This window comes from Aridibaculum aurantiacum (assembly GCF_017355875.1).
Lineage (GTDB): Bacteria > Bacteroidota > Bacteroidia > Chitinophagales > Chitinophagaceae > Segetibacter > Segetibacter aurantiacus.
This window is the reverse complement of sequence record NZ_JAFEWC010000001.1, coordinates 2783994-2810032: the sequence shown is the minus strand read 5'-3', so window position 1 is coordinate 2810032 and position 26039 is coordinate 2783994. Positions and strand designations below refer to the sequence as shown.

The window sequence follows — 26039 nt, the reverse complement described above, 5'->3', positions numbered from 1 at the left end:
TGTTGGCAAATTAATGACATTAGCTAGATTAGGTCGACAGTTAGGTGATGCTGGAGCTAGTACATTAGATGATATTACAAGAGGCGAGTATCGTGCAGTATTTAACTATCAGGGAAGAAGAATTGGTATTCAAACATTCGGAGATACTGAAAATGTTGTTAATGCAGGATTGAATCACTTTTTAGATAATAGCTGTCAGATAATTGCTATAGCATCTAAACGATATGGACAAACTATTGCTAGATTAGATGCATTTGCAAATGTAAATAATTTCAGAATTATCTGGGTTGCACCTTATGAAGTTAGAGATGATAGTATTTCAACAAATACAATCAAGGAGTATTGTGCAAGTCACCTTCTTTTGATGATTGATGATGTAATAAGTAATAGATTATAATTTACTTATTCTATGTTTTTAGGTGGAACAGTTGCATGCAAAAAAAAAACTCCGTTCTACCTGCATGTTCTCAGGTTCAGGTGTTTTAAGTTTAGCGACATCTTTCGCTCTAGTTGGTCTTCTTTCGGAGCCGCCTGTGTTGGTGTTCTTTATCAATACACTCCGGTTTGTACCAGAGTTTGAGCCGGACGATATCTGGAAGGTAGAGCACAGGAATTAACATTAAAAAAACTTATAACTTACTACCATAGAAATGAATTGGCAAGACGTAAAAAATAATCTAAAAGAAGTTTCTTCAGCTTCTGAGGTAATTTATAAAGCATCTAGAGACAACGATCTTCTGTTTGATTACATTGATATGTTGCCTGCTTCAATCAAAAAGGAGTTATATCCGAAATACGTAACATCTACCGGTCCCATATTAGGTATACGCAAACAGGTTGTTGAAGAATTTTTATCTGGCCCTGTGAAAAGGGCAGATATTATCGCTAGATTTTCAAAAGAGAAGGAACGTAATCCTAAGCAGTTTACTCAATATAAAAACCTTTTTTCCGTTCTTTATCCTTTTTTTACATTTACTTTAAATAATATCGTCTATAGCACTCTGGACACACTTGCAAAAAAGCTACAAGCAGACTTGAACCTAACGTCTGAAACAGATATCAAAGTTATAGGTTTTGATGGGGGAAGAAACACTGGTAGTGAGCACGTTTGGTTTGCAATATATAATAATTCGTATCCAAATCAGAAGACTGCGAAACAATTGTTCTTTTCAATTCACAACACGAAAGTAGCGTATGCCCTTTATGATCGTTCCAATGATTATTTTGTTGAAAAGATTGAAACCGATGTTGATGCGCTAGAATATTCTGGCTTACTTAAATACTACTCGCAACATTCTAACACTATTCTGTCTGACAATTATCGTGCAAATTTGTTTCAAAAGTACCCACTGGATCGACTCGTATCATCATTACAGGCAGGAAAAATAAAGTCATGGTTGATAAAGCCAGGTGAGAAAGGATCAATGTGGAGAAAAGCGTTAAAAGAGCAAAATATTAGGATTGGATGGGGGTATGTCGTACAAGACATGTATGAGGAGAACAAATTTGAAGAGGCCTTTATTCTGGCCAAATTAGATGAACACTACAAAAAAGAGGGTGTTAGGCAAACTAACAACAAGATGAGTATTAAATCCTTTCTTGTTGATGTTTCAGAAAATGACCTGGTGTTTTCGGTATCTGGAACATCAGATATCATTGGGGTTGGAGTTATTACTTCTGGAACGCAACTCGATGAAAAAGATGAAGAGTTTAAAGCTTTCCATTCTGTTGATTGGCTTTTTGATTTATCTAAGTCACCTTATAAACCAAGCTACGGTTTACCAATCAAAACCGTTACTGCCTTGGAGGCTAAATATGCAATTCCGATAATATCATCAATATTTAACCAGTCTTCCAACACGTATTCAAAAGAAACCAAGATGGAATTACCTTTTATCAACACTATACTATATGGTCCCCCAGGTACCGGAAAGACTTACAGGCTAAATGCATTTAAAGAAATATTATTTACTGACGAAATTGTAATCGCTACAAGAGAAGATATATTAATTATAAAAGTGAAAGAACACTCCTTGTGGGAGATAGTAGCGGCGGTTTTACTTGCTAAAGATAAACCTGTTCCGGTCCCTGAGATCTGCGAATCTGAGTTAGTCGTTAAGAAAAAAGATCCAACGAAGCCTACCCGATCATATTATCTCGTAAGGAACAGTCTTATAGCTTATAGCGACGATCAATCTAGTGACTTCAAAAGAAAACGTAAAGATCGATTCTTTCGAAAAAACCAGAATGCGGAATGGTCTATAATACCTGAAGTCAAGGAGGAATTAATAGAAATTATCGGTGAGGAGTTAATAAAGTTAGCAAAAGGTGAAGAAATAACTTATGCGCCGCAAGAAATTAAGAAGCTAACGAGCCGTTACAATTTTATAACCTTCCATCAAAAGTATAGCTACGAAGATTTTATAGAAGGAATCAGGCCGGTACTGTATGAAAATAAAGAAATTGAAGATGAACAGCTGTCGGATTTGCAGTTCCAAAAGAAGTATGGAATTTTTTATGATAGCTGCTTATCAGCCTTAAAGCTGGCTGGATACTCATCATTTTCTGAAGCGTTTAGCGATTCTTTAGAGGTGCGTAAGACGAAGTTTCAATCAATTAAGAATATACCAGAAAAGCAGTTTGCCCTATTTATAGATGAAATTAATAGAGCAAATATTTCAGCAGTATTTGGTGAACTCATTACACTTCTGGAGGATGATAAGCGTATGGGAGCTGACCATGAAATGTGGTTGGAACTTCCATACTCAAATGAAAAGTTTTGTGTACCAGGTAATCTTTTTGTTATTGGGACAATGAACACTGCGGACCGTTCGATTGCCTTACTGGATATTGCTCTAAGAAGAAGATTCGAATTCAAGGCTCTCTATCCTGAGTACATTGAAACTGAGTGGTGGGCATCATTGCTACAGGCCTTGAACCAGGCGATCTACGATTGGAAAAAAAACCCTGATTTTTTCATAGGTCATGCTTTTTTTATAAATAGGCCGGAAACTGACAAGACACAGATATTGAATACCAAGATCATCCCCTTGCTATATGAATATTGTCAAAGCAATTCGGCAACCGTAAAGAATATTTTAACAGAAGCAGGTGTTGCTTTAAAACAAACAGGTATTAAAGAAAACTTTCAAATTGTAGCCGAGTGAGACTGTTTGAGTGGCATAGTGATTCCTTTATCTGTTATCAATCCAAGTTGCCTGAATTTGTCAATTACCTTTCGGGTGTTTGGCAGAACAGAAATCGCTTTATAGAATCCACGGATCTTTCATCAGAAGAAGAAGAACAAGAGGAGAGAATCCAAAGACAGCGTTTTTTTGATTTCACGATTGATGGCAAGATATCAGCTAGAAATTATGTTGGAGTGGTTCAACATGATGGTATTCGTGTTGAAGTGTACCCCAAGATATTTGCAGGTGATAAAGCCGAAAACCCAAAGCAGTGGCAGCTAAATATGTTGTATTGGTTATCATATTGCCGTAAAATTAAATTCCCTTTTTCTTTTGCTGATGTATCCAAACTACAATTCGATGATTTTCTTGAAGTGCTCATATATATATATGCCAATTACACAGAAGAGGTTATTTCCAACCAGCCTTTTCAATCGTACCAGTCAGTAACAGAAGAAACTCCCTATTTAAAGGGGCGCATTTCATTTGAAGATTACACTAAGAACAACTTGATAACTGGAAAATGGCAGAACTTCTATTGCACCCATGAGCCGTTTTTATACGACAATATTTTCAATCGCATCGTTAAATACGTCACTAAGCGTTTGGTTGTTATTAGTAATAACTACTTAAATCAGGAAAAGCTGAATGAAATTCTCTTTATACTGGATGATGTTTCAGATGTTCCATGTTCAGCCATCGAATGTGATAAAGTCAAACTAAATCCCTTGTTTGCAGACCATAAGCATATTCTGGATTTGTGCAGATTATACCTGTCCAATCAAGTAATTGATTTGGAGGATGAGGAAAGCAATAACTTTTGCTTTCTGCTTCCGATGGAATATATTTTTGAAGACTTCATTTATGGCTTTATCTCAGATAAGTGGCCGTCTTTAAATATCCGTAGTCAGAGTACTGATCACCTTGCTTTTAATAACGGCAGTTCAGTTTTTCAGATCCGCAATGACATTTATATACCTGGTCAATTGATTTTAGACACCAAGTATAAAATCCGTTCAGATAAAGATGGCTTAAAATGTGGCGTGGTACAATCGGATCTATATCAGATGATTGGTTATGCAATAAGAAGGAATTGTAAATCTGTTATGCTGCTTTATCCTGAGGCTATAAATAGTTTAGCTACACCAGCAACGTTTATTGTTCCATCACTAATGTTTTTAGAAGACATAGAAATTCAAGCTAAAGTGATTAATATTCGCATTCTTGATATGGATAGTGCTGACACAATTATGAAAAATAGATTTAAAATGTTATCTCCAATGTTCAATTTTTAGAAGAGCATTCCGTGCAAACTGAGAGAGTTTTTCTTGTATTGCTGGGGTCTCCTGCAAGGGACCCCTGCGGTTGTGAAACGCAGGGGCTCATACTAACACACAATAGCTCGGCAATGAAGACCCTGCTTGAACAAAATACCTTCATCACGGGTTAAAAAAGTAGAAGAAGCATGAAAGAGATTTTAAAAGACTATGGGACCTTAGTTGGTTCTTTTTTAGGTTTTACATTTGCAGTACTTGCCATGTATATTAAGTACATATTTGATTGGAAAACAAGTAAATGGACAACAGATCGAAAACTTATAGAACTTAGGAGATTAATCAAGCACTCTGGATTCACAACAACTCCTATTTATGTTCATAATAACAAATCAACTTCACACATGCTTCAGTTTCCCAACGTTCCTATAGTGACTGTCAATCCCACACCAATCAAATATTATATCAGAAAGGTGGATAAGGTTCTGAGCTTTATGGGTAAGATTGAAGATGACGTTTTGAAATTTCCATCACATAAAACAATAGATTACTTCTATGACTTGAAACTTTTAGGAACACATGTGAGAAACGGCCTTTCGCAATTATTAAAGGATAAAGAAATGATTGAATCGTCGAATGAACAGATTCAAAGACTTGATGCTGAAGAAATTTTTGAAACGTACTATCGTAGTGCAACTGAATTATATTTCAGTTGTACTGATTTTATGGCAAACGTTGATAATCGAGCTTAATCCCAGTTCTCTTTTTCACCCCTTCGCCCCTGTTGGTCTTGTCGGTAGCCGCCTGTGTTGGTGTTCTTCACCAACACATTTTTTGTTTTGCGGCTTAGTCCCGACAGGTTCTCCTCCTATAACCTCTGCAGAATTGCCGGGAACTTGGCAAACAGAGCAGGCGCATTTATAAGGCGGGTTACCTTATCGAACACACATTGCTATCAAAGAAAATTGTACCAAGGCTAAGGGGTTAAGTTTCATTGCACCTAGCTGGCTGAACGTGATTAGTCGCTATAGGATTCGGTGTACAAGTGCAATAGACCTTAATATATGAGCTTTCAATATTTTTATTAGATTAGAGTAATTAATATTGTATGTATTTGCTGAAATGACCTGGAACCTTAATGAGAAACCAAAATGGACGGTAATAGAGTAATACAAATACTTGAATCATTGGCGTCAGGTTGTTCACCATCAACTGGTGAATTACTTGCAGGCGAAAGTGTTCTGAATGATCGGGATGTAATTCGAGCATTACAAATCGCTATTGATCAAATGAGAATGAAAATACATTCGGTGAAAGACAATGTTGACATCGATCAAGCAGATATCGCTTGTGCTATTGAACTTTTCAATGTACAGGAAAGAAATCCTACGCCTAATAATTTGACCGGATTTTTTCTAGCAACGAGGCAATTCAAAAATAGCAACTTGCTTACTGATAAGTTATATGGGAAGTACAGAGGTACCTATACAAGTGGACAATTGTTGGACTTCTTTACTGAATACTTTTCAGAAAATGAAAGCCTAGCCAAAACCAGTATTAAAGACTCACCTTACAAGAATATTGATTTTTTCCAAAAGGAAAGATACAACAAGTTATCACCAGCAGCAATCAATCAATTGAAGGAAAAGATAAACGAATTGGGGATTTTGAAAACTGAAAACCTGGCTGACTATATTCTAGAAGCAAGAAAAAAACATAAGAGAGCATATGAGCATTGGTCACACAAGGAGCTGGAATTGCTGAGCAAGGCCATAAAGTATACCAATGACCTTAACTTGCTTTCAGAGTGTTTTCAGCGAGGAAAAGGTTCTATTGAGTCTGTGGGACAGAAGATAATATTTAAGTCAGAACGCGCAAAAAGCACCATTTAAATACCAAAAAGCCCTGTGTTGTTCCAGTTGTTCCGGATGGTCCTAATGGTGCAAGTGTCCCCAGTTGTTTGAAGTCTTCTGAAGGGCGAGTTCGATCTTTAGGATGATTATTGTCTGAACAGCCTGCTTTGCAAAAGCAGAGAAAGAGTAAGGTTGAGGAATGGAACCCTTCGACTAGCTTAGGTTGACAAAAAGTCGTTGGTTCGCTGCTGCCTGCACTGCCGTACAAGAGTGCGACGCAACGACGATCCATCGGAGTTAATCAGCTTGTACCATAATTTTTACCCTCATTTGGTCGACGAGTTCCGAAGTGCCACTTCAATCTTCTATAATAGCAGGATCCCCGCAAGCTGACAGGGTAAATGCAAAGAGCCATGAGTGATATGAAAAAGGTGCAGAGTTATATTGAACAGTAAAATACTAACGCCGGTCACCTAGTCTGTTAGTACAGGTGTTCAGCATGATAGCTTACTTACTGCTGCCGTTGTTGGTCGCCTGGCCAACAATCATAGACTAAACCTTGCAACTTGACACATCCTTGCTACCAGTAAGCATTTGCGACTATCAGGATCTGCTGTTGTTTCGTCCCTGGTGCTCACCGTTTAGTTTTACAACCTTAGTTTATTTATATCAAGCGCAATGGCTGCGGGAGTGTAGCCTCTTACTCTAAACACCTGTTTGTTGGGAGGGAAGTAATTGGACTCGCCGCCGCGGCGGGTATATACAGCTATGGCGCCACCACCACCAGGAGCACCCATAAAAGGTGGCGGATAGACTTTTACAATGGCAATATCGGCCATGGGAATATTGGCAATCACCTGGCCGGATACCCTTACTTCATCCAGGAAAAACGTAACAGGTTGACCGCGCCATATTGCTGCTCCTCCGTTAAAGCCAGCCTGCATGATTTGCAAGCCTGCCACCCTGCCTTGCAGGTAGGCTAAAACGTTGAAAAAACCCAATGCACTGGGTTCGTCCATAATGCTAATGACCCGCTCATTCATAGATCTAAATAATGCGCTTACATTTTCTTCATTAAACTGCTGCGCCGGGGTTCTGGCAGTAGTCTTAACCACCACTGCCGGTAATATGGTACCGCGGTCTGCAAAGATTGATTCGGTGGCTTCAATAGGTTGGTTGAGCATAGACCGTACCGCTGAAGAAGGATTGCCGATATAAAAGGCTTTACCTGCCACGGCAAGAGGTGTGTGACTTGAGTCCAGTTGCGTGCTAATGCTAATATTCAGCAACTGGTTATTATTGTTTGTTCGTGAAAATGCCAGCAAGGCATTGTTTTCGAACAACCAGTTGCGGATGGTAAATGTGCCATCTGCGCTTACAGGAACTTCCTGCTCATCCCAGTCACCTGTTTTGGTAAGGATCATAGCTTGTATACTGCTCGTCCTCCTGGCATCCTGTATTTTTCCTTTCACTTCAAAAAAGCGTTGCTGCAATCCAGCCAGCAGTGTGTACTTGCCACGCGGCAGAGAGTCAGGGAGGTAGAGGGTACCGGTTGCTTGCCCGTTGATCATGGGCCAGCGGAGGCGGGTACGCATCCCATCTTCATTTTCTACTATCAGCTCCAGCGTAGCCAGTAACCCATTTGTTGCCTGGCTACTGCTATCTACATAGTTCACCGTTACTAATAAGGAATCTCCAGGTAGTAAAATGTTCTTGTTAAAGTATATATCCAACCGCCGTGTTGCCTGTTGTGCCTGTACGGAGACCGCCAGCATCAAGCAGGTAAAGAGGGAAAATAGCATCCTTTTCATGCAACATTGAAATCAATATTGAAGCCAGCAGTCATTATGAAAATGGAAAAAAACTATAAAGTACAAAGGCGACTTTATATTTTGTAAAGCAACAGGATGATGCTAAACCAAAACAACAACCATATGAGTACGCTTAACCAAATTGATGACAGCCAGTACAAGGCAGACTTCGACATCGCTAAAGGATACATTGATTTTTCGTCTGAGCTGCTGCGGTTATCGCTGCTGGCAATGGGCGGATTTGGAACCCTGGCACTGGTGCGCTTTCAAGGAGATGGCAACACACCGCATTTTTTGCAAAATCCTAAAATGTTCTTGGTTTCAATGGCTTTCTTCGCACTTTGCGCCGGCGCTACACTCTCTCACCGCTACTTTGCTTCTGACTTCATGGCCTGGTATATTGCCTGGTTGAGAGCCGATGCAGCAGGAAACATGGAAAAAGCGGAAAAAGAAAAAGCAGGGGTTGAAAGATGCCTGGAATTGGCAAATGGTCGCTGATCGTAGCTGAAGTGTTATTTGGTATAGCTGTATTGGTATTCATGTTTGCCATTATCCTGTTGTTTTTTCCAGATAAAGCTTCAGTGACTATGCAGTAAATGAAAAAGCTTGACCGCTATTGCACTTTGGCAGGTTCTTCCATATCTTTTGGATTACATTACTACAAACTAATGACTACCAAAACGGCTAACATCACCTACTGGGTAACAACTATCATCTTCGCCGGGCTAATGATATTTTCATCTGTAGGTGGATTACAACCCAGTCAACAGGCAATCGACCTGATGCATCATTACCTTGGCTATCCTATCTATTTTATCCAGTTCATCAGCGTGGCTAAGCTGCTGGGTGCGGTGGTTATATTGGTTCCTACCCGTAGCTTTATCAAAAGCTGGGCTTATGCAGGTTTGTTCTTCGACCTGTCCGGGGCGATCTACTCTACCGTTGCAACTGCAGGCAAGATTGACCCTATGATGCTCACACTGCTGCTATGGATCGTTCCAGGTGTGGTTTCCTTTTACCTATGGAACCGGCAGCAAATCCTGGTTGATAATAAACAAACGGGTGGGTGACACGTATATGGCTTTGTGATATCAGTGGGGAGGATAAGGAAAAGAGGAGAGATGTGCTGATGCCTTTGTCTTCTATAATCTGCAAGGCAGGTAGTAGCAAATTGAGCAATGATTTTTAATTGCAGCATCTTACTTTAATTTTTTCAACCTTAAAATGCTTTAATCAAGTTGCCTGTAATCCGCTCTATTATATCTTTCCTCAAAATCAAAACATGAAAAAACTGTACACATTTCTATTGATGTGTTTACTTGTGAGCGCTGGCTATGCGCAGAAGGTCGACTTCAAAAATGGCATCATCAAAGTAGACGGAAACGACTGGGCGAAGATGACCGTGTTGAAAACCAACTTCGGTCTCACCAAGACATTTGAAGTCTTTTCGTTATCGGGTGAAAAGCTGATCATAGCTGCACCTGCAACAGAGTTTGAAGCAGACAAGAGCGACAACTCTATGATGTATTACCGCCTTACATTCTTAACCTCAAACCAGGTAGGCATATTCAGGCTGGCTGCGCTGAGCCAGGAAAAGTCTTTCCTGAAGCTTATAACCAGCGACAACATACTGGAAGGAAACGTTACCAGCGACAGCAAGGTAAAAGAGTTGATAGCAATGCGTGGTGCCAGCCCTACCATTGCTGTTGATTATACTTTAGTGCGCCGTGATAAGATCTGGCCGGTAGACCTGAAGCAGGATCGTACGATTGAGCAGGAAGGAAAGATCATTGGCAACTTTGTACCCAAAGGTGGCAACGACCAGGTGTCCTATTACGAGTTCAAAATTCCATCTGGAGTACTGGTAGCACGTGTATCATTTACCGGCGGTAACAACGCGCAGAACTTCGAGCTCTTTACTGCGAAAGACAACCTTAAGAGGGTGATCCCTCTTCCTCAGAATCAGAAAATACTTGCTGCGAGTGCAGATATAGATCAATACCAATTCACCGTAAAGCGGATAGCAAAATGGCTGGTAGATAATAGCTACTTGTAGATATAGATATTATACAAATTGGAGAGCCATGCGTGGACCAGTGCCTTGCATGGCTCTTCATTTTTTAGGCTGATGTAGCCAGTTTATAAGTGACTAGTTGATTAGTAATTGCGGATGGTTGAAAAGGGAAGGACCGGGAAGAGGATACATAATTTACTTATTTTCTATTTTCCTATTGTTGTATTCTGTCAGGTATTTCGCTTTGGTTGCTTTGTTATGTCTTGCTTCTTTTTCATATGCTTCTAAAAGTTCCGGGTATTCTTTTAAATATCGTTTTACCCTGCTATTGGTAGCCATCAGGACTGGCTTCATGTAGTTTGTCTCTTCTCTTACTATGCTAAGGGTAACAAAAGGGGGCAGCGCAGCCGAAGTAGCGGCAACGGTGGCCGCCACGGCAAGTCCAAGGCCTCCTGGAACGAATACGGGATTTTCAACAAGATAGATATAGGGTACAGGGCCGTTGCACTGCAGCCTGAAATAGTGGTTCTGGAAAAAGTTGCCCAATATTACTCTTACATACACATTTTCACCATCAGAAATCCCCCATATCTTTTTTGGGCGTTTACCAATAAAGCTGACATCGGCCTCAGCAACCAATGGATTGTTGCGGCTTATATACAATGGTTTAACGGTGAATTCAGCTTCTATTGACGGTGAATTGTCCCGGTACTCTTCATAGGTTTTATAGACACCTTTTTTTCGGGGTGTTATAGTATTTATTTGCACGAGCTGTGCAGTAGTGTCTTTGTCGTCATCCGCTTCGCTATTATAGGTAGATGCCTGGCTGTAAGCACTGATTGATACAACTGCGAAGAAACAGATAAGCAGGATTCCTTTGAGGTATTTCATGGCGTCCAAGATAACCGGTTTGTACCATACGATTGAAAGTTATTGGTTGTTCAAGGTGTTTAAGCGTACCGGCACCTTGAACTTAAAGATAGATGGAGGTCTCTGACCTCCTGGTTTTCATTATGGCTAGACTTCTGCCGTTGTTGGTCGCCTGACCAACAACCAGCTTTGATCTTATAAGTGCTTGGTCATTTGCCTTCCTATGTCCTTTTTTGCTTGTCCAAAAAAGGACCAACCTGCCGCGGTTGTTCAAGGTGTTTAAGCGTAGCGGCACCTTGAACTTAGGGATAGATGGAGGTCTCTGACCTCCTGCCTTTGGGAAAAGGCACCGACCGGAGTTGCAAATGCCAAAGCAACGGACTATATTATCATCAAAGGAATTCAGAATGGCCTATGCTTACAAAATAGCTGATGGAGGTGCTGTTTACTTCCTTACAATTACAGTAAACAAGTGGGTAGATGTCTTCACACGAAAAACATATTGCGATATAATTACTGAAAGCCTAAACTTCTGTGTTGAAAAGAAAGGGCTGATAATTTTTGGCTATGTTTTGATGAGCAATCATCTTCACCTGCTTGTACAGGCAAGGAATGAAGACCTGTCAGATGTGTTACGCGACTTTAAGAAGTTTACATCCGGAACGATTGTGAAAGCCATTGAAGAGAACAAGCAGGAGAGTAGAAGAGATTGGATGCTTTGGCTTTTTAAAGAAACAGGTGCAGAAGGTAAAGTGAGCTTTCAATTTTGGAAGCCTGACAACAATCCTGAAGTTTGCTACCAGTTAACATTCATGTGGCAGAAGCTGAATTACATTCATAATAATCCAGTACGTGCGGGTATTGTTCAAAAAGCTGAGGAGTATGTTTATAGTAGTGCGCAAGAATATGTTTTTGGAAAGCAGGTGGGTAGGGTAAAAGTGGCTTTGTTGGACAGTGTGCAGACAACGTACATTTGAAGTTTGGTCAGCTTTCCTCGGCTCTTAGCAGAGCCGGCTGTTCGGAGAACAGTTTTAATCCTTAAGTACAAGATGTCCTTGCAGAACATCTTGCACAACCCACGACTGCTTGGTTATGCCTCGCATTTGCTGTTTATTGTTGTCTTGAAAAATGTGATCTTTTTACTTCACCAAACAGTAAGCGGGCACGATAGTTTTTAGTACCTCCTTTGGATTTTGGAACATGTGGAGAGAAAGGATCTTTTTGCTGAAGTTCGCACCTGCTAAGCGCAGTAGAACCAGGTGTACTATATGCTTTATAAATGAAAGTGTATTTACATTGGAAATATGCTGGTGATCGCTGAAAAAGCTGCTGCAAAATCCAGCTTGTAATGCGGATTGTGTACTTTAGTTGAAGTCTCGCTAATATTGTATCCATCTTCCATGAACAACCAGGCTGCAACCGTCAAAGTGCTGCTGATTAATAAACCCAGGAACGAGTATGGAAACGTCAATGAGAAAGATTTTGATTGCAGATGATGATTTGGACGATGCAGCTTTGCTGGCCGAAGCAATTGGAACGATTTTGCCCGATGCTTATATAGATTTTGCCCGAGATGGCATTGCAGCATTAAGACACCTGAAAACTGCAACACAGCCCGACATCGTATTCCTTGATCTGAACATGCCACTGAAAAACGGCCTCCAGTGTTTGAGAGACATCCACAACCATGAATTACTCCAGGGTAAGCCCGTGATTATTTATTCTACTTCCAACAATCTAAGGGATATCGACGAGGCCTATAACTATGACGCGGCCTACTATCTTATCAAGCCGTCGTCGTACCGGCAGCTTTGTAAAATGGTACAGTATATTGTGTCAACAGTGTTGCAGGCGCCCGCTAACAAGACTGCCAAAGCAGATTTTGTATTAACAGAAGCAAAACTAGCCGCCAATCCTCTCGGCATTCCACCCCTGTAAGTAGTATTTACATTAGATTAGTTTTCTTTTTAAGATGTACATTGTTAGCGAGATTAACAGGTGCAATAGAGAATTAATGCAGAACTACCTGCCGAAGATTGAGAATTAAAAAATATAGACACGAGGTAATCCACCGCCCGGTCACGAGAATTTGAAAAAGAAAAAAGCGTACATGCCAGGTTCCACTAACGATGACAAAATGCATCAAACAACAGATTCTCCTGCTCCTGGACAAGAGCGGTCGCAGGTTGAGGTACAGGATCGCACCGCAGAGCTGGCGGCCAGCCAGCAGCTGCTGCAGGCTACCATTGATTCTTCCATGCACATGATAGAGGTGTTCAAAGCCGTACGAAACAGTGAAGGCGAGATTGTAGATTTTATTTGGGTGTTAAACAACCAGGCATCTAGACGTATCTACGGTGATGTAATCGGGAAAAGCCTTTTGCAGCTACAGCCAGGTGTGATACAGGAAAACATTTTTGATTCCTTCAAACAGGTGATTGAAACCGGTGAGCCTCAACAATATGAGAAGCACTATGTACACGAGCAATTCAATGGCTGGTACCATATTTCAGTGGTGAAATTGGATGATGGTGTGGCAACGACAACCACCGACATCACTGACCGCAAGAGGGCCGAGCTGGAATTGCAGCAAAGCAAAACACTGCTGCAGAATGTTATCAATGCACCTCACATCGGCATGGCGGTATACAAAGCCCTCCGCAACGAAAGGGGCGAGATTATTGACTTTGTGCACGAGTATATCAACCGCGCCAGCATCAGTATGCTGGGCAATCAGGATTTTACCGGCAAATTGTTTTCTGAACATGGTGAGAATGCCATTGAGCAGATGCCGCAACTCATAGAAGTATTGGAGACCGGCAAGCGTAACAGCTATACCCGGCAGGCCGAACTAAATGGCCAGAACTTTTGGTTTGCCATCACCAATACAAGGCTGGACAGTGAACGGCTGGTACATACCTGGGAAGATGTAACCGAACAGCAACGGGCAAAAGACGCACTTGGCAAAGCAAAGGAACGGCTTGAGCTGGCGCTGGAAGGTGCGCATGCCGGTAGCGGCTGGTGGGACCTGAAAACCGGGGCGGCTGAATGGGATGAGAGAGGCAAGCGGTTGATTGGAATGACTGATGAGGAAAGTAAGACGGCTGCCGGATGGCTCAACAGGATATACGGAGAAGACCGCCAACGAGTGATCGATTATTCAGCAGAATGTGCCAAAGAAGGCAGGGACTTTAACATGGAGTACCGGGTGGTCATGCCTAATGGAGAAATAAAACATTTCGTGGGTACCGGCCATTTTAGAAAAGATGAAAAAGGTGAGCCGTTTGAAGCGTACGGTTTGATAATTGACTTCACCGAACGCAAAAAGGCAGAAGAACAGATCCTTCAACTAAAAGATGAAGTAGCACAAAAAGCGACTGATAAATATTATACGCTCTTCAACTCAATGGACCAGGGTTTTGGCATAGGCAAGGTGCTGGCTGCCAGCGAAGCAACCAGCGGTAAGGTGGACTGGCAGTGGCTGGAAGTAAACCCGAATTTTGAGCGTCTCACCGGCTTGCCTCGTGATGCTGTGTTGAGCCAAACAATGCGGGAGCTGGTGCCCGGGCTGGAGGATACCTGGTTTACGCAATATGCAAAGGTGGCGGCTACCGGCGAAACGATTGCCTTTGAAGATTATTCACCCGTGCTCAACCGTTGGTTCGATGTGTATGTATATGCGTTGGGCACACCGGCAGATCGCCTGGTGGCTGTGCTGTTCACCAACACTACCGAACGAAAACAACGGGAGCAACAACAGGAATATCTTGTAAGGCTTAACGATGCTTTGCGTCCCTTATCAAACCCGATGGAAGTTCAACGGGTCGCCATGCGAATACTGGGAGAGCACTTAAATGTTGACCGGGCAATTTATGCTGAGATAAACATTGATGAAGACTGGTTTGAATCCACAGATAACTACACAAGCCAGTCCGTTCAAAAAGTAATTGGTCGTTTTCCCTTTACTGCATTTGGACCTCCCGGCGAAAAACTCAAAAAAGGTGAAAGCCTCATCATCCATGATGTGGCTGCTGAGGTGAACGATGATTCAAAAGCGGCGTTTTATTCCATTGATGTACATGCTGTTGTTGCCTTACCGCTTATTAAGCAGGGGAAGTTAGTAGCAGATCTGTCTGTTCACCAAACAAGTCCCCGTCGTTGGCTCCACCACGAAATTGCCCTCATACAGGAAACTGCCGAACGCACCTGGGCAGCTGTGGAAAGAGCCAAGGCAGAAGAAGCATTGAGGAAAAGTGAATCACGCCTTGCACAAGACCTTGCTGATGCAAAACTGTTGCAACAATTCAGTAATGACGTCATTCATCTTAATGAGGTAAATGACATTTACGAAATGCTGCTGCAGACAGCAACGGCTCTGATGCAAAGTGATATTGCCAGTCTTCAATTGTATTCAGAAAAAACAGAATCACTTACCCTTGTTGCACACAAAAACTTTCACCTGGAATCAGCAGCATTTTGGAGTACTGTTTCTGCAGAATCGGGTTCTGTTTGCGGTGAAGCATTACGACGTCAGTCACGCATAACGGTTACCGATGTACAAACCGAAGATTTTGCAAAAAGTGAGCTGAGCATATTCCGGCTATCAGGTATCAGGGCAGTAAATTCAACCCCAATAATTTCAAGCAATGGAAAGCTAATTGGTATGCTCAATACACAATGGAAGCAGCCAAGGAGTTTTTCAGAGGAGGATTTTCGATTCTTTGATGTTCTGGTGCGACAGGCAGCAGACTTAATTGAGAGAAAACAGGCAGAAGAAACCTTGCGCCAAAATGAAGAGCGACTGCAAAAAGCGCTTTCCATCGAAACCGTTGGCGTCATTTACTTTGACCTGGAGGGCGGCATCCATGACTGCAACGCAGCTTTTGAGCGCATGAGCGGGTTTGCCAAAGAAGATTTTGCGGCAGGTAGTGTACGTTGGACAGAACTGACACCACCGGAATTCATGGAAGTGACGCTTAAGTCAAAAGAAGAACTTTCTACAGCCGGTCAGAATACTCCTTACGAGAAGCAGTACATCCGTCCTGATGGTTCACGATGGTGGGGATTGTTTGCGGGTAAGCGTTTATGTGAAAAGGAATGTGTTGAATTTGTAGTCGATATCACCGAACGGAAAAATACTGAAGAAGCACTGAAGCTGTCCGAAGACCGATTTCGCACCCTTGCCGACGCAGTTCCCCAGGTTATCTGGACAAATACTGCAGAAGGCGAAGCGAATTACTTCAACCAGCGCTGGTACGAATACACTGGATTAAGTTACGAAGAGGCAGCGGGTCCTGGCTGGCAGTTACTTGTTCATCCCGATGATGCCGCTGCTTCTAAAGAAAAATGGATGAAGGCCTTGGCTGCAGGCGAAATATTTGATACAGAGTACCGCCTAAAAAACCAGCATAATGAGTATTGCTGGTTCATAGGCCGTAATGTGCCTTTAAAAGATGAAGCAGGAAAAGTTACAGGTTGGTTTGGCTCGGCCACTGATATTGAAGACCTCAAAAAAACATCAGAAGCCCTAAGCCAGAGCGAAGAACGGCTGCGCATTACGATGGAGAGTGCCACCGACTATGCCATCATCACCATGGATACGGACCGACGAGTAGAACGGTGGAGCAAGGGAGCCGAAGAAATTTTGGGTTACAGAGAAGAAGAGATGATAGGACAGTCGGCGGACATCATTTTTACCGAAGAAGACATGGCAACCGACCAGCCGCAAAAAGAAATGGAAACAGCAAGAGATACCGGTCGTGCCGCTGACGAACGTTGGCACAAACGCAAAGACGGCAGCCGCTTTTTTGCAAGTGGTGTTATGCGACCCATCCAAAATGACGAGCTGACCGGTTATGTAAAGGTGCTTCGTGATACAACACAACAGCAATTGTTTACACAAGAGCTGCACCGCCTGGTAGCGGAAAGAACAAAAGAGCTGCAACGCTCCAATGAAGACCTTCAACAGTTTGCCCATGTTGCCAGCCACGACCTGAAAGAGCCGGTGCGGAAAATACAGACGTTCAACAACCGCATACTGGAAGAATATGCTGATGAACTTCCGGAGAAAGTAAAATTTTACGCCAATAAAATAGGAACCTCTGCCGACAGGATGGTTGCTATGATTGAAGGCGTACTGCTATACTCAAAGGCGGGTAAAACAGAACAGGAATTGGAAGAAGTGGAATTGGGGTCAGTCATGCAGCAAATACATACCGACCTGGAAGTGTACATAGATAAACGCGACGCTGTTATTGTAACAACTGACCTGCCGACAATATCAGCCAACCGTATATTGGTATACCAGCTTTTTTACAACCTCGTTCTCAACGCACTGAAATTTGCTAAGGACGGTGTGCCACCCCGCGTTGAAATAAAGTGCGTTTTGATAAAAGAGGAGGGAAGGGAGCTAGCAAAGATTACGGTTTCAGATAATGGTATTGGATTTGACCAGGAGTATGCCGGGGATATATTCAAAACATTTACCCGCCTGCACCCATATGACGATTACGAGGGAACCGGGCTGGGGCTGGCACTATGTAAAAAAATAGTAGAGCGACACGGCGGATCCATATCAGCAAGCGGGCAGCCGGGAGTCGGAGCCACATTTACCATACTGTTGCCTATACCTGCTAAAGATTAGTTTGTAGAAGTATTGGAGAATGGTATCCTCAGCTCTCCGCGATGTATGGAAGGGCAACTACGGAGGCAACCTGCCATGTACAGCCAGTTCTCGAAGTCTTGCTATTGATCTTTTGTGCTACCCTGCCTGCCGGCAGGCAGGTTTGGTTACTTTCTTTGTTTCAAGACAAAGAAAGTGACAGATGTAGAGTGCAGTACATCTGGTTATGCTTCGGACTGACTGCGTGGTCATGATCTTCTCCTATGTCCTTTTTCGCTTGTCCAAAAAAGAACGAACCTGCCTGCCGGCAGCCAGGTGTAGTTAAGGGCAGTGGGGCTTTGGTGCCTTGACTAATAGGCGACTGCTTAAACTTTTTAGATTTTAATTTTTCATTTGTCCCGCAGAGGACTCTGGAAGGGAACCCTGCGGGAGAGCAAGGCAGGGTTCTCATGCTACTTCACAAAGCCATGCTATGAAGACCCCGCTTCGACAAAAGGATTGAGCTGCCTTAATTTATTCCCGAATCAAATCACTACAGACCTTTCAGCACATACTGCTGTCCCGCCCTTGTGGGCATGTCATATTCCTTTACCGGCTTTAGCTTTACTTCATTCAGTTTAGATTTTCCTGAGATCAGTGGCTGCTTTATTTCCGGTATGGCGAAGAAGGGATTGGCATTTGATCCGGTTGCTTTTACCAGTTTTGTTTTACCGCTTGCCTGTAGATCATCATGTATTCTTATCCGGCAGTTCCCTCCAAGCTTTGATGTTATCACCAGGGTTTCAACCTTCCTGTTTTTCCAGGTGATGTCGACAACAAAACCGCCTCGTGTTACCAGTCCTTTTACACTGCCGGCGGGCCATGCATCGGGTATAGCCGGAAGGATATGAATGGCGCCATCATGTGATTGAACAAGCATTTCAGCAATGCCGGCAGTGCATCCGAAGTTGCCGTCGATCTGGAACGGCGGATGCGCATCCAGTAAGTTGGGATACGTGCCGCCACTTTCACCCTTGTCATCAATGGGTGCCGGTGTCAGCTGGTCTGATATCAGTTTATACGCCCTGTTGCCATCCTGTAATCTTGCCCACCAGTTTACTTTCCAGCCCATCGACCACCCGGTAGATTTATCACCGCGATTGATCAATGATGTTCTTGCTGCATCGAACAATTGTGGGTTGCGGTAAGGAGAGATCTGGTTGGCAGGATATAGTCCATACAAGTGAGAGATATGGCGGTGTTTGTCGTTCGGCCGGTCCCAGTCCTGCAGCCACTCCTGCAGTTGTCCGTGCTGGCCTACCTGCATAGGAGGCAGTCTTTTTATCATCATCTTCAATGTATCAGCAAAAGCTTTATCCGTGTTGAGAATGGAAGCGGCTGTTATGGCATTGGAGAATACATCAAACACCAGTTGATTGTCGATGGTTGTACCAGCCGAAACACCTACACCACTCTGGTAACTGTTTTCGGGCGACATGGATGGCGCAACAACCAGCCACTTGTTGGTTGGTTCTTCCTGCAATACATCCACATAAAATGTTGCAGCACCTTTCAGTACAGGATATACTTCTTTCAGAAAGCTTTTATTGCCTGTGTACATATAGTGGTACCACATGTGTTGCGTCAGCCATGCTCCACCCATTGGCCACATACCGTAAAAGCCACCGTCAACAATCCCTGTTATCCTCCACAGGTCGGTATTGTGATGTGTGTTCCATCCGCGTGCACGGTACATTTTCGCAGCGCTTTCTTTACCGGTAACAGACAGGTCTCTGATCATATCAAATAGAGGCTGATGCAGTTCAGAGAGATTGGTATTTTCTGCAGGCCAGTAGTTCATTTCTGTATTGATGTTGATCGTGTACTTGCTGTCCCACGGCGGGCTTAGCCGCTCATTCCACTTGCCCTGGAGATTGGTGGGCTGCGTACCGGGCTGCGAGCCGGATATCATTAAGTAGCGGCCAAACTGAAAATACAAAGACACCAACTGCGGATCGGGATGATTACTGAATTCTGCTACGCGTACATCGGTTGGCTTCTTCACCTGGTCTGTACTTCCAAGATCAAGTGTTGCACGATCGAAATACTTCCGGTAGCTTTTGATATGTGCTGCTTTTGCAACAGCATAATTTTTGGCTATAGCTGCCGTAAGAAATTTGGATGCTTTAGAAGCAGGATCTCCGCTGATGTCTTTGTAACTGACAACATTGCTCGCCATAGAAATATATACAGTAGCGGCATTTGCACCCGAAATGGTGATGCTTGTATCACTCACCAAAATATTACCGCCTTCAACCATTGGCCTGATCTGCGCCTCAAAATTTACCCTTCCAGTCTTATTGTCTACACTGCTGGTTGTTCCTGTCAATACCAGGTTATTGTTTTGTGTCTTCACATTACGCACCTTATGCAGGGTGTTGGTGCTCAGCACACAGTTGATGCTGTTTGGCTTATCTGCCGTCAGTCTTACAATGATTACTCCGTCAGCAAGAGAAGCAAACATTTCCCGCCTGAATGAAATACCATTTACTGTATAAGAGACCGTAGAAACAGCGTTTTGAATATCGAGGTCGCGGTAGTAGTAGGAATGTTTTTCATGCCCCGGAAAATGGATATATAAATTACCTACAGGCTGATACTGCATGCCATAGTTATTATCCTTTGCAGCCTGCCTCGGGAATGTTCTGTTCGATAAGTCCTGTGCATCCTTGTACCTGCCTTCAAATAACAGCTTGCGCATCTTCACTATGCTATCGTAAGTGCCGCCAGGAACATTATTGCCCGGTTCGCCTGCCCATACGGTTTCTTCATTCAGTTGCAATCTCTCGGTGCCTGCTGTACCAAACACCATGGCTGCCACCCTGCCGTTGCCAATTGGCAGCGCTTCATTCCAATTGGTAGCAGGCTTATCGTACCACAGCCTGAGGTCTTGATTGCGCTGACCATAGACACGATCAATAAACACAAGAAGCAGTAACAGGCAGGATATTATCCTCATTTTTCTTTTTGTGCAATATAAGTGTAGAAAAGGAGGGAGGTGGAAGAAAGTACGAGGTACGATTTACGAAGTACGATTCACGAAGTCCGATATACGAAGTACGATTTATGAAGTACGATTGGAATTTCTGATTTGGTGATATCAGATTTGCATTGTATAGGGCTGGTCCTCTTTTTGACTTTTGACTTTTGAATTTGACTTCTACCTTTTTCATTTCTATCTGCTCACCGCTAATCGCTGAATGCTGACCGCTGTTAGCTGATTTCCTCCTTTATAAAAATCCTTTAATCATTTTTTGAACTTCTTTAAGCTCTCCTTAATTTCGCGGCCAACCGGATAAACCGGGTGAAGCCAATGCAGCAGAGGTTTACTTTATTCATACTTTTCTTGTTCGTATGCCTGGCCTCTACCAGCTTGCAGCCTGCTTTTGCTTCCACTTTTGACGCTTCTTCAGATATTTTTGACCCCAGCTTCTTCAGTGAGCCTGTTGCCAAACCTCCTGTTATCACGCTACACGCTTCATTTGATGAAGAGTTGATAGAAGATCTTGCAGAGGAAGAGGAAGGCTTCAAGGTCAGCAAAAAAGTAAGCAAGTTCAAAAAGAAAATCAAGAGAGCTTCCTCAGCATTTTCGGGCTTCAGGCAACCTGTAAGGGACGTTGAAAGCATCTATGTGCTTACCCGATCAACGATCAATTACACCAAGCCGCATTTCCTTTCTCATTTACACCACTTCCTTTTCCGTCTCACCCCGTTCTGAGCTGGTACATCTCCTGTAACTAGTGCCGCAACCTTCTTGTTGCCGCTTCAATGATTGTGTCGCCACAAACTACTTGTGTTGACCTGCGCCTCTTTGCGGTCAACCAATCTGCCAGTTCATAAAAATATATACATGAAAATTTACCTGATGGGAGCTATTGTATTAGCTGCCCTTAGTACCGGATGTACGTCAAAAAAAGAAACAAAAGAAACAACAACTGTTCATGAAGTGCCGGTGATCCAGCTTCAGCAAGTGGATACTGCGCTGCACCAGGATTATGTAGCCGATATACAAGCATTGAAAAATGTGGAGATCAGGTCGAGGGTGAATGGTTTCCTGGAGCAGGTGTATGTAGACGAGGGACGGCCTGTAAGAAAGGGTCAACTTCTCTTCAGAATCAGTAACCGCGAATACATCAATGACCTGGATAAGGCAAAGGCAAGTGTAGAAAGTGCACGTGCCGCTGTGCGCATTGCCGAAGTAGAAATGGAGCGGGTAAAAGTGCTGGTTGAAAAGAAGGTGATTGCTAAATCGGAGCTTGACCTGGCGCAGGCACGGGTGGCCGATGCAAAGGCACGTGTATCAGAAGCACGGTCAATGGTAGCAGCTGCTGAGACCAAGATCAGTTATATGTCTGTCAGGTCACCATTTAATGGAGTGATTGACAGGTTACCAATGAAAATAGGCAGCGTGATAGATGAGGGCAGCTTACTCACTACCATCTCTGACAACCAGGAGATGTATGCATACTTTGATGTTTCGGAGAATGAATACCTGCAACACGTGAAGTTGCTGGAGGGCAAGTTTAAGCAAGATGGAGCAGCTGCGCTCATACTGTCTGATGGTAGCCGGTACCCGCACACCGGAAAGATAGAGACACAGGAATCACAGTTCTCTGATAACACAGGATCGCTGGCATTTCGTGCAAAATTTCCTAATCCTAACTACATGCTGAAGCACGGCGCTTCTGGTAAAATACAATTAGCCACCATCCTGGATGATAAGGTATTGGTGCCACAAAAGGCGGTGCTTGAGATACAGGATAAAAGCTTCGTGTTTGTAGTTGGTCCCAATAACAAAGTGAAGATGCAAAGCTTTACACCGCAACTACGCATTTCAGAATATATAGTGGTAAAAGATGGATTGAACCATGGTGATAAGATAGTGTACGAAGGCGTGCAAAATATTCGCGATGGCGCAGAGATCAAACCACGATTGCATACTACCAGAGAAGACGTAGTAGCCAGCCGATAAACAAATGCTATAACTGTTGCTGTTCGTTTTGTACGACGAACAGTACAGGTTAATCTTAGAACGGGTGCACCCTTGAAGCTGTTATTAAACAAGGGTGGCAGCCTGTGCTATGGTCATGCACCTGGTCTTGCACCTGTTGTACTGGCCTCTTTCCCAAATGGCCTGCCTCATGGCAGCAAAAAATGAATTCCAATGATTGAAACTTTCATCAGGAGACCCGTATTGTCTCTTGTGATTTCCCTGATAATAACACTGCTGGGCGTGCTTGCATTGTTCGGGCTCCCGATAACACAGTTCCCGGATATAGTGCCGCCGTCGGTTGTAGTAACGGCCAGCTACAATGGCGCCAATGCAGAAGTATGTGCCAAGGCTGTAGCCACTCCACTGGAACGCGCCATTAATGGTGTGCCTGGTATGACGTATATGAACTCTGTAAGTAGTAACAATGGCGTTACGCTCATACAAGTGTTTTTTGATGTAGGTACCGATCCTGACCAGGCTGCAGTAAACGTGCAGAACCGCGTTACCACCGTGCTTGACGAGCTGCCTGAAGAGGTGATAAAAGCAGGTGTTACTACAGAAAAAGAAGTGAACAGTATGCTGCTTTACCTGAATGTCATGAGTAAGGACACCAGCATGAACGAAGAGTTCATTTACAACTTCGCCGACATAAATGTTTTGCAGGAACTAAAGCGGATCGATGGAGTAGGATTTGTTACGATCATGGGCTCGAGAGACTATTCTATGCGGGTATGGCTGAAGCCGGACCGGATGCTGGCGTACAATATTTCGAGCGAGGAAGTGATAGCTGCACTGCGTCGGCAAAATATAGAAGCGGCGCCGGGAGTGGCAGGAGAGAACTCCGGCAAGAGCAGCGAGGTAAAACAATACGTACTTAAATATACAGGTAAGTTCAATAAACCGGAGGACTATGAACAGGTAGTGCTAAAGGCAGAAGATAATGGTGGCCTGGTACGATTGAAAGATATAGCCGATATCGAGTTTGGAACTGTTAGTTATGATATGGCTTCCAAAACAGACGGGCGTCCATCAGCCTCCATCATGGTAAAGCAGCGGCCGGGTTCTAATGCGCGTGACGTTATCAACAACATCAAAGAAAAGATGCAGGAGCTAAAGGCTACCACGTTTCCTCCTGGTATGGAATACAACTATGCGTATGATGTATCGAGGTTCCTTGATGCAAGTATCAACGAGGTAATGCACACGCTGATCGAGGCATTTATTCTCGTGTTCATCGTGGTATTCATCTTCCTGCAAGACATTCGTTCTACCATAATTCCTGCACTGGCTGTACCGGTAGCACTGGTGGGAACACTGGCATTCCTGCAACTGCTTGGTTTCTCTATCAACATTTTAACGCTCTTTGCACTGGTACTTGCTATTGGTATAGTGGTAGATAATGCTATCGTGGTAGTAGAGGCTGTCCATGTGAAAATGGAGCAGGATCATCTGAATGCGATGGACGCTACCATAGCTGCAATGAAAGAGATAACGGCAGCTGTAATTGCCATCACCTTGGTGATGTCTGCTGTATTCATTCCTGTTGCTTTCCTTTCAGGACCTGTAGGTGTGTTTTACCGGCAGTTCTCTCTTACGCTGGCTATCGCTATTGTTATCTCGGGTATAAACGCGCTGACACTTACTCCTGCACTGTGTGCTCTTATGCTTAAGCACAATACCGGTAGAAAGAAGAAAAACCTGCTGGACAAGTTCTTTTCGCGCTTCAACAAGTTGTACAACAAGACAGAGAACAAGTATGGCAGTCTCGTTACGCGCCTGGCTGTAAGGAAGCCGGTAACGATCGTACTGTTGTTGTTTTTTGTTGCTGCTACATGGGGAGCGAGTGCTATACTTCCTTCCGGTTTCATTCCTACCGAAGACCAGGGAATGATATACGTGAATGTGACCACTCCTGCAGGTTCTACCGTGGAGCGTACAGAGAAGGTGCTTGACGAACTGGAACGCATAACAAAGAAAGTGGAGTCGGTAGAGAACGTGAGTACGCTGGCGGGTTATAGCCTAATGAGTGAGATCAGTGGCGCATCGTATGGTATGGCGATGATCAACCTTGCGCCGTGGGAAGCACGTGATGCCTCGGTAGATGACATCATACAACAGCTGGAGAAAAATACAAAACACATCAGCGATGCATCGATAGAATTTTTCTCGCCGCCTACTGTTCCTGGGTTTGGTAACGCAAGTGGTTTTGAAATGCGTTTGCTGGATAAGAACAAGGCGAATACGTTGGATGAAACCTCGGAGGTAACACAGAAATTTCTTTCGGCATTGCAGCAAAACAAAGTGATCAATGGGGCCTTTACCAGCTTCGATCCCAACTTTCCGCAGTACCTCATTCACGTAGACCAGGATGTGGCTGCACAAAAAGGAATTAGTATAGATAATGCTATGAGTACGCTGCAAACCCTGGTGGGTAGCTACTATGCCACCAACTTCATACGCTTTGGGCAGATGTACAAGGTAATGCTGCAGGCGTACCCGCAATACAGGGCAAAACCTGAAGACATACTTCGTTTGCATGTAAAGAATGAGCAGGGGCTGATGGTGCCGTATTCCACCTTCATCAGGATGGAAAGGATATTCGGCCCTGAACAAATTACGCGGTACAATATGTACACAGCAGCCATGATAAATGGCGAAGCAGCAAAGGGCTTTAGCAGCAGCGAAGCAATTGAAGCTGTGGAAGCAACAGCAGCGCAGGTATTGCCGCGTGGCTACATGATCGAGTGGTCGGGTATGACGAGGGAACAGATACTTTCCGGCAACCAGGCTGTATATATCTTTATTCTCTGCCTCGTGTTTGTATACCTTCTACTGGCTGCGCAATACGAAAGCTTTATGCTGCCACTGCCGGTGATATTGTCTTTACCTACGGGAATATTCGGAGCCTTCATTGCGCTAAAACTTGCGGGTCTTGAAAACAATATTTATGCGCAGGTAGCGCTGGTAATGTTGATCGGCCTGCTGGGTAAGAATGCCATCTTGATAGTAGAATTTGCGGAACTACGGCGCAAGGAGGGACTATCCATACTGGCAGCAGCCAAAGAAGGAGCGAAGGCAAGACTACGACCTATTCTTATGACGTCTTTTGCTTTCATTGCAGGCTTGATACCATTGTGTATCGCATCGGGAGCAGGCGCTTTGGGCAATCGTTCCATAGGTACTGCCGCTGCCGGCGGCATGTTCTTCGGAACCGTGTTTGGCATAATCATTATCCCCGGCCTCTATGTCATTTTCGCTTCTATCGGCAATAAAAACAAGCACAGGAAGATGAAAGTGCAAGTGGCTCCCCAGCCACAGCATGTGAATGGTCATCATTCCATAAATCAACCCCAGGCATAACAGCAGAAAGCAGAT

The 26039-nt window shown here is 43.6% G+C and carries 17 protein-coding genes; 14 read left to right on the top strand and 3 right to left on the bottom strand.

Annotated features, from left to right (window positions below; genetic code table 11):
* Positions 1-13 precede the first annotated feature (13 nt).
* From J4N22_RS11710 to J4N22_RS11690, 5 genes are all read left to right on the top strand, one after another.
* A complete protein-coding gene (locus tag J4N22_RS11710) occupies positions 14-397 on the top strand; it encodes a hypothetical protein (RefSeq protein ID WP_207494512.1) in 384 nt (127 codons plus the stop codon).
* 253 nt (positions 398-650) lie between these two features.
* On the top strand, positions 651-3167 hold the full coding sequence (locus J4N22_RS11705) for an AAA family ATPase (protein WP_207494510.1): 2517 nt from the start codon (positions 651-653) through the stop codon (positions 3165-3167).
* Entirely contained in the window at positions 3164-4483 is a 1320-nt protein-coding gene (locus J4N22_RS11700; RefSeq protein ID WP_207494507.1) for a 5-methylcytosine restriction system specificity protein McrC, read from the top strand. Before J4N22_RS11705 ends, J4N22_RS11700 begins: the two co-directional genes overlap by 4 nt.
* A gap of 170 nt (positions 4484-4653) precedes the next feature.
* Positions 4654-5214: a hypothetical protein gene (locus J4N22_RS11695; RefSeq protein ID WP_207494505.1), complete on the top strand. Its 561-nt coding sequence runs from the start codon at positions 4654-4656 to the stop codon at positions 5212-5214.
* Positions 5215-5613: 399 nt separating this feature from the next.
* Positions 5614-6354: a hypothetical protein gene (locus J4N22_RS11690; protein ID WP_207494503.1), complete on the top strand. Its 741-nt coding sequence runs from the start codon at positions 5614-5616 to the stop codon at positions 6352-6354.
* A 608-nt stretch (positions 6355-6962) separates the two neighbouring features.
* Here the strand turns inward: J4N22_RS11690 and J4N22_RS11685 are convergent.
* Entirely contained in the window at positions 6963-8126 is a 1164-nt protein-coding gene (locus J4N22_RS11685) for a hypothetical protein (RefSeq protein ID WP_207494501.1), read from the bottom strand.
* A 123-nt stretch (positions 8127-8249) separates the two neighbouring features.
* Between J4N22_RS11685 and J4N22_RS11680 the strand changes: the two genes are divergently transcribed.
* The 3 genes from J4N22_RS11680 (at position 8250) to J4N22_RS11670 (ending at position 10182) form a co-directional block, all read left to right on the top strand.
* Positions 8250-8624, top strand: a complete 375-nt coding sequence (locus J4N22_RS11680; protein ID WP_207494499.1) for a hypothetical protein — start codon at positions 8250-8252, stop codon at positions 8622-8624.
* A 170-nt stretch (positions 8625-8794) separates the two neighbouring features.
* The gene (locus tag J4N22_RS11675) at positions 8795-9196 is read left to right on the top strand and encodes a DoxX family protein (RefSeq protein WP_207494497.1); all 402 of its coding nucleotides are present in this window, start codon (positions 8795-8797) and stop codon (positions 9194-9196) included.
* Positions 9197-9408: 212 nt separating this feature from the next.
* Complete coding sequence (locus J4N22_RS11670; RefSeq protein ID WP_207494495.1) at positions 9409-10182, top strand: hypothetical protein; 774 nt, start codon at positions 9409-9411, stop codon at positions 10180-10182.
* 153 nt (positions 10183-10335) lie between these two features.
* Here the strand turns inward: J4N22_RS11670 and J4N22_RS11665 are convergent, their stop codons facing one another.
* Positions 10336-11031 carry a hypothetical protein gene (locus J4N22_RS11665; RefSeq protein ID WP_207494493.1) on the bottom strand — a complete coding sequence of 232 codons (696 nt, stop codon included), beginning with the start codon at positions 11029-11031 and terminating at the stop codon, positions 10336-10338.
* A 386-nt stretch (positions 11032-11417) separates the two neighbouring features.
* On the opposite strand from J4N22_RS11665, the gene J4N22_RS11660 reads away from it, so the two are divergent.
* From J4N22_RS11660 to J4N22_RS11650, 3 genes are all read left to right on the top strand, one after another.
* Positions 11418-11987, top strand: coding sequence for an REP-associated tyrosine transposase (locus J4N22_RS11660; protein WP_207494491.1), 570 nt, complete (start codon positions 11418-11420; stop codon positions 11985-11987).
* Positions 11988-12468: 481 nt separating this feature from the next.
* On the top strand, positions 12469-12948 hold the full coding sequence (locus J4N22_RS11655; RefSeq protein WP_207494489.1) for a response regulator: 480 nt from the start codon (positions 12469-12471) through the stop codon (positions 12946-12948).
* A gap of 172 nt (positions 12949-13120) precedes the next feature.
* Entirely contained in the window at positions 13121-17653 is a 4533-nt protein-coding gene (locus J4N22_RS11650; RefSeq protein ID WP_207494487.1) for a PAS domain S-box protein, read from the top strand.
* Positions 17654-18164: 511 nt separating this feature from the next.
* On the opposite strand, the gene J4N22_RS11645 is transcribed toward J4N22_RS11650, so the two are convergent.
* Positions 18165-20630: a glycoside hydrolase family 95 protein gene (locus J4N22_RS11645; RefSeq protein WP_207494485.1), complete on the bottom strand. Its 2466-nt coding sequence runs from the start codon at positions 20628-20630 to the stop codon at positions 18165-18167.
* A gap of 354 nt (positions 20631-20984) precedes the next feature.
* On the opposite strand from J4N22_RS11645, the gene J4N22_RS11640 reads away from it, so the two are divergent.
* From J4N22_RS11640 to J4N22_RS11630, 3 genes are all read left to right on the top strand, one after another.
* Positions 20985-21389, top strand: a complete 405-nt coding sequence (locus J4N22_RS11640; protein ID WP_207494483.1) for a hypothetical protein — start codon at positions 20985-20987, stop codon at positions 21387-21389.
* Positions 21390-21521: 132 nt separating this feature from the next.
* On the top strand, positions 21522-22643 hold the full coding sequence (locus tag J4N22_RS11635; protein ID WP_207494481.1) for an efflux RND transporter periplasmic adaptor subunit: 1122 nt from the start codon (positions 21522-21524) through the stop codon (positions 22641-22643).
* Positions 22644-22835: 192 nt separating this feature from the next.
* Complete coding sequence (locus tag J4N22_RS11630) at positions 22836-26024, top strand: efflux RND transporter permease subunit (RefSeq protein WP_207494479.1); 3189 nt, start codon at positions 22836-22838, stop codon at positions 26022-26024.
* The last annotated feature ends 15 nt before the right edge of the window (positions 26025-26039 follow it).

Excerpts from the sequence above, each read along its gene's own strand:
- J4N22_RS11710 (WP_207494512.1), top strand. The coding sequence starts at position 14 with ATGACATTAGCTAGATTAGGTCGACAGTTAGGTGATGCTGGAGCTAGT.
- J4N22_RS11705 (WP_207494510.1), top strand. The coding sequence starts at position 651 with ATGAATTGGCAAGACGTAAAAAATAATCTAAAAGAAGTTTCTTCAGCT.
- J4N22_RS11695 (WP_207494505.1), top strand. The coding sequence starts at position 4,654 with ATGAAAGAGATTTTAAAAGACTATGGGACCTTAGTTGGTTCTTTTTTA.
- J4N22_RS11690 (WP_207494503.1), top strand. The coding sequence starts at position 5,614 with ATGGACGGTAATAGAGTAATACAAATACTTGAATCATTGGCGTCAGGT.
- J4N22_RS11685 (WP_207494501.1), bottom strand. The coding sequence starts at position 8,126 with ATGAAAAGGATGCTATTTTCCCTCTTTACCTGCTTGATGCTGGCGGTC.
- J4N22_RS11680 (WP_207494499.1), top strand. The coding sequence starts at position 8,250 with ATGAGTACGCTTAACCAAATTGATGACAGCCAGTACAAGGCAGACTTC.
- J4N22_RS11675 (WP_207494497.1), top strand. The coding sequence starts at position 8,795 with ATGACTACCAAAACGGCTAACATCACCTACTGGGTAACAACTATCATC.
- J4N22_RS11670 (WP_207494495.1), top strand. The coding sequence starts at position 9,409 with ATGAAAAAACTGTACACATTTCTATTGATGTGTTTACTTGTGAGCGCT.
- J4N22_RS11665 (WP_207494493.1), bottom strand. The coding sequence starts at position 11,031 with ATGAAATACCTCAAAGGAATCCTGCTTATCTGTTTCTTCGCAGTTGTA.
- J4N22_RS11660 (WP_207494491.1), top strand. The coding sequence starts at position 11,418 with ATGGCCTATGCTTACAAAATAGCTGATGGAGGTGCTGTTTACTTCCTT.
- J4N22_RS11655 (WP_207494489.1), top strand. The coding sequence starts at position 12,469 with ATGGAAACGTCAATGAGAAAGATTTTGATTGCAGATGATGATTTGGAC.
- J4N22_RS11650 (WP_207494487.1), top strand. The coding sequence starts at position 13,121 with ATGCCAGGTTCCACTAACGATGACAAAATGCATCAAACAACAGATTCT.
- J4N22_RS11645 (WP_207494485.1), bottom strand. The coding sequence starts at position 20,630 with ATGAGGATAATATCCTGCCTGTTACTGCTTCTTGTGTTTATTGATCGT.
- J4N22_RS11640 (WP_207494483.1), top strand. The coding sequence starts at position 20,985 with ATGCAGCAGAGGTTTACTTTATTCATACTTTTCTTGTTCGTATGCCTG.
- J4N22_RS11635 (WP_207494481.1), top strand. The coding sequence starts at position 21,522 with ATGAAAATTTACCTGATGGGAGCTATTGTATTAGCTGCCCTTAGTACC.
- J4N22_RS11630 (WP_207494479.1), top strand. The coding sequence starts at position 22,836 with ATGATTGAAACTTTCATCAGGAGACCCGTATTGTCTCTTGTGATTTCC.